Source organism: Mycobacterium simiae (genome assembly GCF_010727605.1).
Lineage (GTDB): Bacteria > Actinomycetota > Actinomycetes > Mycobacteriales > Mycobacteriaceae > Mycobacterium > Mycobacterium simiae.
In genome coordinates this window covers 2,221,876-2,235,165 of sequence record NZ_AP022568.1, presented here as the reverse complement: position 1 = coordinate 2,235,165, position 13,290 = coordinate 2,221,876, and the positions used below count along the sequence as shown (strand labels likewise).

Below are 13,290 nucleotides of genomic sequence, written 5' to 3'. Positions count from 1 at the left end.
AAAGCTATTGTTTGGCGAATCTAAGAAGCAACGATGGATGAAGACTGTCTAAAACTTAGCGTCTATGTGGCCGAGCGACGGCGGACTGGCGACGGATTTGTCTCCGATATGCTGCTCGACTTGTACGAACGGTATCGAGTTGCAAACACCATCGTGCTGCGCGGCATTGGCGGCTTCGGGACCGGACGCCACCTCAGAACCGATGAGTCGCTATCGCTGTCCGAGGACCCGCCCGTCCTGGTGGAAGCCGTCGACACCAGCAGCAAGGTCCGGCCACTGCTCGAGGAGGTACTCGCCATCAAACAGCGAGGCCTGGTTACCTTCGAGCGGGCCCGACTGCTGCGCGAGGACATCGGCCGAGTGGAACTCGCAGACCAGTTGCCTGAGGCCGGCAAATTGACGGTCTACATTGGGCGCAAAGAACGCGTCCACGGCGTCCCCGCTTTCGTCGCGATCTGCGACCTGATGTACCAGTGTGGACTCGCCGGCGCGACGGCATTCCTGGGCGTCGACGGCACCGCAAGCGGTCACCGCCAACGGGCGAGATTCTTCAGTCGCAACCCCGAGGTCCCAATGATGGTTGTTGCGGTCGGCTCGCGCGACCTCATCTGCCGGGTATTGCCCGAACTCGGCAGACTGCTTTATCGGCCAGTGATCACCATCGAACGGGTGCGCGTGTGTAAACGTGACGGTCAACTATTTGAACGTCCCCACGCGTTGCCGGAAACCGATGAAGATGGTCTGCCACTCTGGCAGAAGTTGATGATCTACACGTCCGAATCCGCCCACCACAACCGCGTACCGATTCACCGCGCGTTGATCTACCAGCTTCGCAAACGCAAAACGCCCGACGGTGCGACCGCCCTACGCGGAATCTGGGGCTTCCATGGCGATCACCCGCCCCACGGGGACAGATTCTTCTCCCTGAGCCGCCACGTGCCGGTAGTCACCGTCATCATTGACACCCCGGCCAACATCGCCGAATCCTTCGGGGTAGTCGATGAACTCACGCGAGACCACGGACTGGTAACCAGCGAAATGGTGCCCGCGTTGATGTCCGACGAGGACAACCCACCCGGCGGACCCCCTATCGCCAGGCACCACTATTAGCCACGGTGCACTGCCCGCCCTGGGCGCGTGGAGTCTTTAGCTCTGTCCTCCGGATCACGGACGGATTCGCGCCGGGCTTTCGCCGGCGCCGGATTTATGTATAGCATCATACATAAGCCGAAAGGGGCAGCGATGAAGAGTCCACGCGAGCGGATGGTGGTCTCGGCTGCGCTGTTGATCCGGGAACGCGGCGCCCACGCCACCGCGATCTCCGACGTCCTGCAGCACAGCGGCGCCCCGCGCGGGTCGGCCTATCACTACTTTCCGGGCGGCCGTACCCAATTGCTTTGCGAGGCGGTCGACTACGCCGGTGATCACGTCGGCGCCATCATCGCCGGGGCCGACAGCGGACTTGACCTGCTGGATACGTTGATCGAGAAGTACCGGCGTCAACTGCTCGACAGCAATTTCCGTGCGGGTTGCCCGGTCGTGGCGGTTTCCGTCGAATCCGGCTCCGAGCCCGACGGTGCCCGGGAGCGCGAGGGAATGGCCCCGGTGATCGAGCGCGCCGCCGAGGCGTTCGAGCGTTGGACCAACCAGATCACCGGGCGCTTCATCGCCGACGGCATACCGGCCGAGGCCGCCGCCGAACTGTCGGTGCTGACGACCTCGGCGCTCGAGGGTGCCATCGTGTTGGCCCGGGTGCGCCGCGACGTGGCACCCCTGGACATCATCCATCGTCAGTTGCGCACCTCGCTGCTGACAGCTCTGGGAAGGAAACCCTCCGATGGTTGCTGAGTGGCAGTCCACCGCGTGCGTCCTCTGCGAATGCAACTGCGGCATCGTGGTCCAGGTCGAAGACCGCACACTGGCGCGCATCCGCGGCGACAAGAACCATCCCGCGTCGCAGGGGTACACCTGTAACAAGGCGCTGCGGCTGGACCACTATCAGAACAACCGCGCCCGGCTGACCTCCCCGATGCGCCGGCGCGCCGACGGCAGCTACGAAGAGATCGACTGGGACACCGCGATTGTCGAGATCGCCGAGGGCTTCAAGCACATCCGCGACACCTACGGCGGCGACAAGATCTTCTACTACGGCGGTGGCGGTCAGGGCAATCATCTCGGTGGGGCCTACAGCGGCGCCTTCCTCAAGGCGCTGGGGGCGAAGTACCGGTCAAACGCGTTGGCGCAGGAGAAGACCGGCGAAGCATGGGTCGATGCGCAGCTCTACGGCGGCCATACCCGAGGCGAGTTCGAACACGCCGAAGTGTCGGTGTTCGTCGGGAAGAACCCGTGGATGTCGCAGAGTTTTCCGCGAGCCCGGGTGGTGCTCAACGACATCGCCAAGGACCCGAAGCGGTCGATGATCGTCATCGACCCCGTGGTCACCGACACCGCCAAGATGGCCGACTTCCACCTGCGGGTGCGGCCGGGTACCGACGCCTGGTGCCTGGCGGCCATGGCGGCGGTGCTGGTCCAGGAAAACCTCTGCAACGAAGCATTTCTCGCCGAGCACGTGCACGGCGCCGAGGTGGTGCGCGACGCGCTGCGCGACGTCTCGGTGCGTGACTACGCGATGCACTGTGGAGTGGACGAAGAGCTGCTGCGGTCGGCGGCCCGGCGCATAGGCACCGCCCACAGCGTCGCGGTATTCGAAGACCTCGGCGTTCAGCAGGCACCGAATAGCACACTGTGCTCCTACTTGAACAAGCTGCTCTGGATCTTCACCGGCAACTTTGCGAAAAAGGGTGGCCAACACCTGCATTCGTCGGTCGCTCCGTTGTTCAGTACGGTTTCCGGGCGTAGCCCGGTCACCGGAGCCCCCATCATCGCCGGCCTGGTGCCGTCCAATGTGGTGCCCGAGGAGATCCTCACCGACCACCCGGACCGCTTCCGCGCGATGATCGTCGAAAGCGCCAACCCAGCACATTCGGTAGCCGACTCGGCCGCATGCGAAGAGGCGTTCCGGTCGCTGGAGTTGATGGTCGTCGTCGACGTCGCGATGACCGAGACCGCCCGGCTGGCGCACTACGTGCTGCCCGCGGCGTCCCAGTACGAGAAGGTCGAAGCGACGTTCTTCAATTTCGAGTTCCCGCACAACGGTTTTCACCTGCGCCGACCGCTGCTCGAGCCGCTACCCGGCACGCTGCCCGAGCCGGAGATTTGGGCCCGGCTGGTGCATGCGCTGGGCGTCATCGACGACGCGGACCTGCGCCCGCTGCACGAGGCGGCAGCGCAGGGCCGCGCGGCGTTCGCCGAGGCGTTCCTCAACGCAGTGTCCGCCAGTCCGACGATGGCGCGCCTGGTTCCCTACGTGCTCTACCAGACGCTGGGCCCGACGCTGCCCGACGGGCTGGCCGGCGCGGCCGCGGTGTGGGGGCTGGCTCAGAAGGTCGCGATGACCTACCCCGACGCGATGCGGCGGGCCGGCCACGCCGATGGCAACGCACTGTTCGACGCCATCCTGAACAGCCCGTCAGGAGTCACCTTCACCGCGCACAACTACGAGGATGATTTCGCACTGATCACCCACGCCGACCACAAGATCGCCCTCGAAATCCCGGAAATGCTCGTCGATTTGCGCGCACTCGGCGAAGGGCCGCGCCAATTGACCACATCCGAATTTCCCATCGTGCTCTCGGTGGGAGAGCGCCGCGCCTACACCGCCAACGACATATTCCGTGATCCGTCCTGGCGCAAGCGCGACACGGACGGGGCGCTGCGGGTCAGCGTCGAAGATGCCCAGCATCTCGGGCTCGCCGACGGCTGTCGGGCGCGCATCACCACCGCCGCCGGGAGCGCCGAGGCGACCATCGAAATCACCGAGACGATGCTTCCCGGACATGCGGCCCTGCCCAACGGTTTTGGGCTCGACTACGTCGACGACGACGGACAAACCATCGTGCCAGGCGTGGCGCCAAACACGCTGACATCGACCGTCTGGCGGGACTCCTACGCTGGGACGCCGTGGCACAAGCACGTGCCGGCGCGCATCGAAGCGTTGGTGGGAGTCAGTTCCAGATCCTGACCCTACGCTGCGGTTCCAGGAACAACGCGTCGTCCTCGGTCACCTCGAAGGCTTGGTAGAAGGCGTCGACGTTGCGGACCACGCCGTTGCACCGGAACTCCGGCGGCGAATGCGGATCCACGGCGAGTCGCCGGATCGATTCTGCGGTACGGGATTTGGTGCGCCACACCTGGGCCCACCCGTAAAAGACGCGTTGCACGCCGCTGAGGCCGTCGATCACCGGCGCCTCCTCGCCGTGCAGCGACAGCTGGTAGGCCAGCAGGGCGATGGACAGACCGCCCAGGTCGCCGATGTTCTCGCCGACGGTGAAGGCGCCCTGCACATGCGGCGGACCCTGATGGTCCCGCAACTCGCGGGGGACATAGGCCTCGTACTGCTCGATGAGCGCCTTGGTGCGGGCACCGAACTCCCGACGGTCGTTGTCGGTCCACCAGTCGACCAGGTTCCCGTCACCGTCGTATTTGGCGCCCTGGTCGTCAAACCCATGCCCGATCTCGTGTCCGATCACCGCGCCGATACCGCCATAGTTGGCGGCGTCGTCGGCCTGGGGGTCGAAGAACGGCGGCTGCAAAATGGCTGCGGGAAAGACGATCTCATTCATCCCGGGGTTGTAGTACGCGTTGACGGTCTGCGGCGTCATGAACCATTCGTCACGGTCCACCGGTTGTCCGAGCTTGGCCAGCTCGCGGTCGTGGTTGACCGCGTACCCGCGCCGGTAATTGCCGTACAGGTCGTCGCGGTCGATCACCAACGCCGAGTAGTCACGCCACTTCGCTGGGTAGCCCACCTTGGCGGTGAACTTTTCCAGCTTGGTCAGGGCGCGTTCCCGGGTCTGCGGCGTCATCCAGTCCAGGTTGCTGATGCTGATCCGGTAGGCCTCGCGCAGGTTCGCCACCAGCTCGTCGATGCGGGCCTTGGCGTCCGGCGGGAAATGCCGCTCCACATAGAGCTTTCCGACCGCGTCGCCCATCAGGCTCTCGACCAGGGAGACGCCACGCTTCCAGCGGTCCCGGATCTGCTCGGTTCCGGTCAGCAGCCGGCCGTAAAAGTCGAAGTCGGCCGCAACCAGCGCGTCGGTCAGCCAGGCCGCGCGGGCACGGATCAGCCGCCAGCGTGCCCAGCGCTTCCAGTCCGCCAAATCTTCGTCTCGCCACAGCTCACCGAAAGCAGTGAGGTAATCCGGTTGACGCACAACGACTTCCGAGACAGTGTCGACGGTGCCACCCAGTGCGGCGACCCAGCCGGTCCAGTCGAAGCCGGCGCCCTCAGCCTGCAACTCGGCGAAGGTGCGCAGGTTGTAGCTCAACTCGGCGTCGCGGCGTTTGACCACATCCCAATGCGCGGCGGCCAGCTTTGTCTCCAGCGCCACGATGCGGGCCGCGGTGTCGGCGTGATCTGCCGCGGCCCCGCCGTACACCAGGCTGAACATGCGCGCGATGTGCTGGGGATACGCCGCCAGAATTTCGGCGTGCTGCTCGTCGCGGTAATACGACTCGTCGGGCAACCCGAGGCCGGACTGATTGACGTGCACCAGGTAGCGAGTCGAATTCTTGGCGTCGGTGTCCACGTAGACGGCAACGCCACCGCCCACTCCGGTGCGCTGTAGCGCGCCGACAACGGCGGCTAAAGCCGTCGCATCGGCCGCCGCATCGATGGTCGCGAGCTCGTCAAGCAACGGTTGCAGGCCGCGCCGCTCGACGGCGTCTTCGGCGAGGAAGCTGGCGTACAGGTCGCCGATGCGTTGCTCGTCGGTACCGGGCGCCGAGCTGCGCTGGCTCGCTTCGACGATCAGGTCGCGCACCTGCTCTTCGGCCTGGTCGTAGAGCGTGCGGAAGGCGCCGTCGGTGGCCCGGTCGGGGGGAATCTCGTAGTCGGCCAGCCAGCGACCGTTCACATGACCGAACAGGTCGTCTTGGGGACGGGCATTGTCGTCGAGGTAGCTCAGGTCCAGACCGGAGCGGATAGCCGCATACGTCACCCCGCCATCCTTCCATCTTCCGCGTGGCGCCCGCCCGTTGCGCGGCGACCGGCGGGCCCCGAGGTACCCTCGCGCCCATGCCTGAGGGCGACAAGACCCCGTCGGCGACCGGCGACGACGTCATCGACGAGCGGGACGCCGACGCCGCAAGCCAGACTGAGACCCACGGTCGCGGCGAGCCGTGGTTCACGCCGTACGGCGTGGCCTCGACGGTGCTGGCCGTGCTGTGTGTCGCCGCGGTCGTGCTGATCGCGATCATCTGGTCCGGCCACCGCGACGAGGTGGCCGAACGTGGCTACCTCAGCCGGGTCATGCAAACCGCCGCTGACTGGACCGGGGTGTTGATCAACATGAACAGCACCAACGTCGACGCCAGCCTGCAACGGCTGCACGAAGGTACCGTCGGCGAACTCAACACCGACTTCGATGCGACCGTGCAGCCCTACCGGCAGGTGGTGGAGAAGTTGCAGTCCCAAAGCAGCGGGCGGATCGAGGCGGTCGCGGTCGAGACGGTGCACCGCGACCTGGACAGTCAACCGCAGGGCGCACGGCCTCCGAGAGACATAGTCACCACCAAACTGCCGCCGTTCGCCACCCGATCGGATTCGGTGATGGTGGTGGCAACGTCGGTCAGCGAAAACGTCGGCGGCAAGCCGCAGACCGTGCACTGGAACCTACGGCTCGACGTCTCCAACGTCGACGGCAAACTGCTGATCTCTCACCTGGAGTCGATCCGATGAGAAACCTCTGGCGGCTGCTCGCGTTCGACATTGCGGCCCCGCTGGCCGCGATCGGCGCCCTGTTGATGATCGGGGTCATCCTCGACTGGCCACGGTGGTGGGTGGCGGCCTGCACGGTGCTGCTGGTGCTCATCGCCGAGGGCGTGGCAGTCAATTTCTGGCTGCTGCGCCGCGATTCGGTGGCCGTCGGCACCGACGACGACGCACCGGGGCTGCGCCTGGCCGTGGTGTCGTTGTGCACGATCGCCCTGGTGGCCGCCGTCCTGACCGGATACACCCACTGGACCCGCGCGGACCGCGACTTCCGGGACGATTCCCGCGCGGCGGTGCAGGTCGCCACCGGAATGGCCGAGGCGATGGCGTCGTTCACCCCGGCCGCACCGACCAGCTCGATTGACCGGGCCGCGGCGATGATGGTCCCGGAGCGGGCCGACTCGTTCAAGGAGCAATACCAGAAGTCCAGCGCCGATCTGGCCCAGCGCCACGTCAGCGCCGAGGCGTCGACGCTGGCGGCCGGAATCGAGGCGATCGGTCCCACGGCGGCCAGCGTGGCGGTCATCCTGCGGGTCACCCAGAACGTTGCGGGTAAGGCGCCCAGCCGGGCGGCACCCGCGCTGCGGGTGACGCTGACCAAACGCGGCAGCGACTGGCTGGTGTCCGACGTGTTGCCGATCAACGCCCGATAGCAGGCCGCCCCGACTCAGTCCGAGCCGGGCGGCTCAGCGGACTCCGCAGACTCCGAATTGACCTTCGCGAATCGGTCCGAGAGCCGCCGTATCCGAATCATCAGCGACGCCGACGGGCTGACGCTGCCGTTGAGGTAGCTCGCCAACTCCTCAGGCGCCACCCCGATTCGGGCCGCGAATTCCTGCTCGGCCAGCCCGGACCGCTCGATCAGCAGCCCGACGTGGCGAGCCACCTCCGCGCGTTCGTTGGCCTCCAGGTGGGTGCGGGCGCGCTCGAGCACCTCCCACAGCGCCTTCGAGATGCCATACGGGCGGGTGCCCTCGAGGACCTCTTCAACCTGACGGGCGGTGCGGCCGAACGGATCGCGTTTGAGCGCGGCGGCGATCCGCTTCCAGGTGTCGATGTCGCCGCCTTGCAGCGCCGACCGGATCGCCGCCGTTGGCCACACCTCGACCGGCCGATCGAGGTCGGCAAAGCCACGTTCCGCCGCGGGCTGCTGCTGCGGCGGCGGAACCCGGCGTCGGTCGGCTGCCAACGTCACCTCGCCTCCTCCAGCATTGCGACGGCCACGGCTAGGCAGCGCTGCCGGACCTCATCCCAGTCTGCCTTGGCATCAGGCTCCGCGAGATCGTCGGACAGATCAGCGGGATGCGGATCGGCCAGTTGGCGCACCAACTCGGAGGCTATCCGCTGCTGCTTCGGCGGTTGAGAACGGTAGTACCTGTCCATCCCGGACAGCACCACCGCGGCCGTCTCCGGTTCCAAACTATCGACCATGTCCGCAAATTCGGCGTAATCGCGGCTGCTGTTACGGCACATGATCAGGTAGCCCTTCAGGCGCAGCGTTTCGGCGCCGGTCGGAACCTGAAGCCGGTCGCCGGTCGGCAGCTGCACATTGGTGGTCTCGACCGGGCAGCGGCGGGCGTACTCGGGCCGGTCGGCCGCACCCGCGGAGGTTTCCAGCGCGTCGATGGCGACCGACAACCGCCCCCGCCACAGCGTCACAGGGTGCACGGGTCGATCGGCCCACGGCATCGACCGGGCGATGCCGTTGCGCGACGCCAGGCCGTCGACCAGCTTCTTGGCGCCCGACGCCCCCCGTTGATGACCATTGTTGCCGTTCTTGGCCGCATCGGTGCCGACTGCGACTCCGACACCGTCGTCGGTGAGGTTCACCTGGTGCGGAATCTGCCCCGGGCCCTGCCCGCGGACCCCTCCGGCGCCGTTGGCGGTGCGCCCGCAGCCGGTGAAGGCGAGCGGGTCGGGAACGCAGATCGCGTCGGGGGCCAGGTGCTTGAGCTTGGCGGCGGACTTGAGCACCATCCGCACGTCGGCGCTGGGCGCGGTGAGCGCCGAGATGTCGTCGGGGATGACCACCACGTCGGCGAGGTCGACCTCGGGCAGCGGTCGGTCGAAGTCCACCGACGGCAGCAGCCGGGCCAGCCAGCGGGGCAGCCACCAGTTCCATTGGGCGAACATCGCCATCAGCGCGGGCACCAGCACCAGCCGCACGATGGTGGCGTCGACGGCAATCGCGACCGCGCACGCCACCCCGATCTCGGCGACCAGCGGCATACCGGCGAACGCGAAGCCGATGAACACCGCGATCATGATCAGCGCCGCGCTGGTGATGGTGCGCGCGCTGGTGCTCACGCCGTAGGCCACGGCATCGCGGGTGTTGCCGGTGTGCAAGAAGCGTTCCCGAATGCGGGTCAACAGGAAAATCTCGTAATCCATCGACAACCCGAACGTCATCGCCAGCACCAGCGGCGGGACGGTGCTGTCGATCGATGTGATCTGGATGAAGCCGAGGTCCTTCAGCCAGCCCCACTGGAACACCATCACCAGGCTCCCGTAGGCGGCGGCGACCGAGAGCAGCGTCATCAGCACGCCCTTGAACGCCAGGAACACCGAGTGGATGGAGAGCAACAGCATTGCGAACGCGATGAGGGCGACGAACAGCAACACCCACGGCTCGGTCTTGGAGACCCGGTCGTCGAAATCTTTGATCAACGCCGTCGACCCGCCGACGTCGACGTGCGCGGTGCCCTCGGCGGGCACCTTCGGTAGTTGGGCCCGCATCCAGTCGACGGTGTGCCGGGCGCCCAAGTCCTCGGGATCAACCGACAACACCCCGGACAACAGCGCACTGCTGTTGTCGTCGGCGAACTGCACCGGCCCGACCGAGACGATGTTGGGTGCCTGCGTCATGCGCTGCCGGATGGCGGCCAGCGTCTGGCTGTTCTCGGGCGCGGCGGCGGTGCTGTCGGGAAAGGTCACCAGCACCTGAACCGGGCCAAGCGCACCGGGCCCAAGCGCCTGCGACGCGCCGGCGACCCCGGCACGGATCTCGTGTGAGGAGTCGAACTGCCGCAGCAGGCTGTTGCCCAGCACCATCGACGCCGCGGGCGCGGCCATGGCCAGCAGCACCGACGCCGCCAACACCGACGAGATCCAAGGCCGCCGCATCACCGCCCCGACCCAGCGGTTCCAGAACCGGGACTGCGTGCTTTCCGGCCGTCGTGACCAGTGCAGCAGCGCCGAACGCTTGGCCGCGGCACGCCCGAATGTCCCCAGCACCGCGGGGGTCAGGGTGGTGGAGGTCAGCATCGCGACCGCGACAGCCAGAATCGCGCCGGTCGCCATCGATTTCAGCGCCGGGGTATTGATCAGGTAGATGCCGGTGAGGGACGCGACGACCGTCAGGCCGGACAGCACCACCGCCAGCCCCGAGGTGGCCATCGCGGCGTCGACGGCTTCGCGGTGTTCGCGGCCGGCACGCAGTTCCTCGCGGAACCGCATCAGGATGAACAGCGAATAGTCGACCGCGAGCGCAATGCCGAACATCGACACCGTCGACGTCACGAATACCGACATGGTGATGTACGCCGATAAGAAATAGACCAGGCCCATGGTTACCACGACCGTGCACACACCGAGGGCCAGCGGTATCGCCGCGGCAGCCAGCGAGCCGAACACGGCTAGCAAGACGATCAGGATGATCGGCAGGTTCCATCGTTCGGCCGCCGCAATGTCGTGCTTGGTGTTCGCCGCGGCCGCCGCCGACAGCGCACCCTGCCCGATGACATAGAGGCGCACCCGACCTTCGGAGGTCTGGCCGGGCTGGTCGCCGTTGACGCCGACCCGCTGTCGCAGCCGTTTGGCGATGTCGCTGGTGCCCGAGTTACGGCCGTCGAGGCGCAACGACAGCACGTACGGCCGGTCCGGCTGCGGCGGACGCTGGGTGGGATTGGTTTTCTCCGTGACACCAGGAAATTCGCCGGCGATCTGGCGCAGCTGCGCCACGGCGTTGTTCATGTCCTCGTAGCTGGCGTCTGGCCGCGGGGCGGCCACCAGGGCCAGCGACGCCGCACCCTGGTCGTGATATTGCGACTCGAGTTGGTCGTGGACTTTCAGCGATTGCGAACCGGCCACTTCGAAGCCGCCGCCGGTCAGGTTTCCGGACTGCGTCAGGGCCAAATAGATAGCGGGAACCAATGCGAGCAACCAGCCTGCGAAGACCAACCAGCGGTATCTGCGCAGGCTGCGGCTGAGGCGCATCATGAACTGCTGGATTTCAGGCTCCCCGAGTATCTCGCTTACGCGTGGTGGCGACGATACCGCAGCAGGCTGTGCATTAGGTGGGCTTAGCGAATTCGTGAGCAGGGCAGACGGCTCTGTGGCCAACCCGCAGCCAAGTCGTTGCCAACCGGTGATCTACGGGATCCCGGTCACACCCGCTGGCAGGCCACCCGCCCGGATGGCAGGATGACGCTGGGCCAGGCGGGGTCAGGGGAACCCGCAATCCAACGGCCATTCAACGCAGCAGTTTGCCTGGGACCGTGACGACGACGGCGTGAGCAAACCGGGGCAAACCGTGAGGAGTTTTTCGCATGGGGACACGTATTTGGGCCGGGCGGCGCGGGCTTGTCGCGGGACTGATCGCCGCCGCGGTGCCCGCCGCGGCCGTCGCATTGATGGCCGAGCCACCGGCGAGCGGTGCCAACGACCCCTGCGCGGCCAGCGAAGTCGCCCGCACGATCGGGTCGGTGTCCAAGTCGATGGGTGACTACCTGGATTCGCATCCCGAGACCAACCAGTCCATGACGACCATGTTGCAGCAGCAGGCCGGTCCGCAGTCGGTCACCGGACTCAAGACCTACTTCGAGGGAAACCCCAAGGCGGCCACCGATATGGCGTCGATTGCGCAGCCCCTGACCAACCTGTCGATGCAGTGCAAGCTGCCGATCAGCATTCCGCAGGTGATGGGCGTGATGCAGCAGGCGCAGGGTGCCGCGGGCGTACCGGGCGGGCTGCCGGCCGTGCCCGCGTCGCCGGCCGCCGGTCTGGGAACGGCGCCCGGCGTGACCGCGCCGGCACCGTCCGTCGCGGGCGGCACGCTGCCAGGTCCGTCGCGGCAGAACAATGTTGGTTAAGGGGTTGGTTAAGGCGGCTGGTTAAGGCGGCTGGTTAAGGTGCGTCAGGCTGGCTCGCCGGCGGGCCGCGGTTCGGGCGGGGGTAACGGTCCCTGCAGCGCGGCCTGGTCGACGGTCGCGTCGTCCCAGCGCCGCAGTTGCGGCTCGATCGGGGGCAGCGGCCCGGTCGGCGGGTCGTCGTCGGAGGCGCCCGGATTCTCGGTACGGAACATGAAGAAGAACACCACCCAGCCGACCGCGGACATGAGCAGCCAGCTGATCAGGCGGTAGAGCAGCATGGCCGAGATCGCGTTGGGCAACGACATGCCGCTGGACACCAAGCCGGGCACCAGCACTGCCTCGACCACCAGCAGGCCGCCCGGCATCAGGGGGATCGTGCCGACGGCCCGCGCGGCCGCGTAGGCGACCGTCAACCCGGCCACCGATGCGTGATCACCGGCCGCATACGCGGCGAAGGCCAGGCAGGCCACGTCGGCGACCCAGTTGAACATCGACCAACTGAACGCCACCGCCATGTCGCGTCGGCCCAGGCTCACCGACTCCAGCTGCATCAGGATCTCGCGCCACTTGGCCAGGCCTGTGTCGGCGGGCTTGCCGCGCAGCGAGTTGAACCACGACAACACGCGGGTCCCGATGCCCTCGATCAACTCCGGGCGCGACGCGACGGCCTGGGACAGTAACAGCAACGCGACGAACCCGCCGAGTGTGAACAGCAGCGAGAACGGGTTGTTCTTGGCCCCCAGGAAGAAAGCGCCGCCCAGCCCGAGCAGGGCCAAGCCCACCGCCTGCAGCACACCCGACATCACCAGCTGCCAGGACGCCACCACCGTGGAGGCACCCCAAATGCGTTGCTGCCGAAGCAAAAACGTCGCCGACAGCACGGGACCGCCGGGCAGTGTGGTGCTCAGCGAGTTCGCGGCGTAAAAAGCGGCCTCCGAGCGCAGCTGCTTGACGTGCACCCCGGCGGATCTCAGCAGCGTGCGTTGAATCTGGGCGAAGCTGTGCATCGACGCCGCGGCGGCCAGCACGGCGGCGAACAGCCACCACCAGTTGGCCTGGAACAGGCTGGTCCAGGCCTTGGCCAGCTGATGCCAGCCCAGCGAGATTTCGACGGCCAGCACGATCGCGACCAGTGCGAGCACCACCCAGCGCACCCACCAGTATTTGCCCCGCGTGGTCTCGCGGGTGGGCGCGGGTGACGCGCCGTCGCGAGCGAACGCACCGCCGCCCGGCGGGCGGAGGTTGCGAATAGCGTCGCGGTGTGGCACGCGTTTTAGGGTAACCGCGCAGGTGGTGAGGCCCTCAAGGCGCAACTCCGAGCGTGTCGCCGTCGTGACCGGATCGTGCTGACCCGGGCGTTGGGTTCGC

10 protein-coding genes are annotated in these 13,290 nt (G+C 66.9%); 6 read left to right on the top strand and 4 right to left on the bottom strand.

Annotated features, from left to right (window positions below):
* Positions 1–33: 33 nt before the first annotated feature.
* From G6N33_RS10355 to G6N33_RS10345, 3 genes are all read left to right on the top strand, one after another.
* The gene (locus tag G6N33_RS10355) at positions 34–1,110 is read left to right on the top strand and encodes a DUF190 domain-containing protein (RefSeq protein WP_044509417.1); all 1,077 of its coding nucleotides are present in this window, start codon (positions 34–36) and stop codon (positions 1,108–1,110) included.
* A gap of 132 nt (positions 1,111–1,242) precedes the next feature.
* Positions 1,243–1,848, top strand: coding sequence for a TetR/AcrR family transcriptional regulator (locus tag G6N33_RS10350; RefSeq protein ID WP_044509418.1), 606 nt, complete (start codon positions 1,243–1,245; stop codon positions 1,846–1,848).
* On the top strand, positions 1,838–4,081 hold the full coding sequence (locus G6N33_RS10345; RefSeq protein WP_044509419.1) for a molybdopterin-dependent oxidoreductase: 2,244 nt from the start codon (positions 1,838–1,840) through the stop codon (positions 4,079–4,081). The genes G6N33_RS10350 and G6N33_RS10345 overlap by 11 nt, the downstream gene beginning before the upstream one ends.
* On the opposite strand, the gene G6N33_RS10340 is transcribed toward G6N33_RS10345, so the two are convergent.
* Positions 4,065–6,059, bottom strand: a complete 1,995-nt coding sequence (locus tag G6N33_RS10340) for a M13 family metallopeptidase (RefSeq protein WP_044509420.1) — start codon at positions 6,057–6,059, stop codon at positions 4,065–4,067. The genes G6N33_RS10345 and G6N33_RS10340 overlap by 17 nt on opposite strands.
* Before the next feature lie 77 nt (positions 6,060–6,136).
* On the opposite strand from G6N33_RS10340, the gene G6N33_RS10335 reads away from it, so the two are divergent.
* Both G6N33_RS10335 and G6N33_RS10330 read left to right on the top strand, forming a co-directional pair.
* Positions 6,137–6,799: a hypothetical protein gene (locus G6N33_RS10335; RefSeq protein WP_044509421.1), complete on the top strand. Its 663-nt coding sequence runs from the start codon at positions 6,137–6,139 to the stop codon at positions 6,797–6,799.
* Positions 6,796–7,485 (top strand): membrane protein, encoded by a 690-nt coding sequence (locus G6N33_RS10330; protein ID WP_044509422.1) that lies wholly within the window; start codon positions 6,796–6,798, stop codon positions 7,483–7,485. The genes G6N33_RS10335 and G6N33_RS10330 overlap by 4 nt, the downstream gene beginning before the upstream one ends.
* Positions 7,486–7,499: 14 nt before the next feature.
* On the opposite strand, the gene G6N33_RS10325 is transcribed toward G6N33_RS10330, so the two are convergent.
* Positions 7,500–8,027: a helix-turn-helix domain-containing protein gene (locus G6N33_RS10325; protein ID WP_044509423.1), complete on the bottom strand. Its 528-nt coding sequence runs from the start codon at positions 8,025–8,027 to the stop codon at positions 7,500–7,502.
* Entirely contained in the window at positions 8,024–11,050 is a 3,027-nt protein-coding gene (locus G6N33_RS10320; protein ID WP_044509424.1) for an MMPL family transporter, read from the bottom strand. Before G6N33_RS10320 ends, G6N33_RS10325 begins: the two co-directional genes overlap by 4 nt.
* 329 nt (positions 11,051–11,379) lie before the next feature.
* Here G6N33_RS10320 and G6N33_RS10315 point away from each other — a divergent pair, with 329 nt between their 5' ends.
* Positions 11,380–11,922: a hemophore gene (locus tag G6N33_RS10315; protein ID WP_101528402.1), complete on the top strand. Its 543-nt coding sequence runs from the start codon at positions 11,380–11,382 to the stop codon at positions 11,920–11,922.
* 44 nt (positions 11,923–11,966) lie between these two features.
* Here G6N33_RS10315 and G6N33_RS10310 read toward each other — a convergent pair whose 3' ends face one another.
* A complete protein-coding gene (locus tag G6N33_RS10310) occupies positions 11,967–13,190 on the bottom strand; it encodes a lysylphosphatidylglycerol synthase transmembrane domain-containing protein (protein WP_101528411.1) in 1,224 nt (407 codons plus the stop codon).
* Between the last annotated feature and the right edge of the window lie 100 nt (positions 13,191–13,290).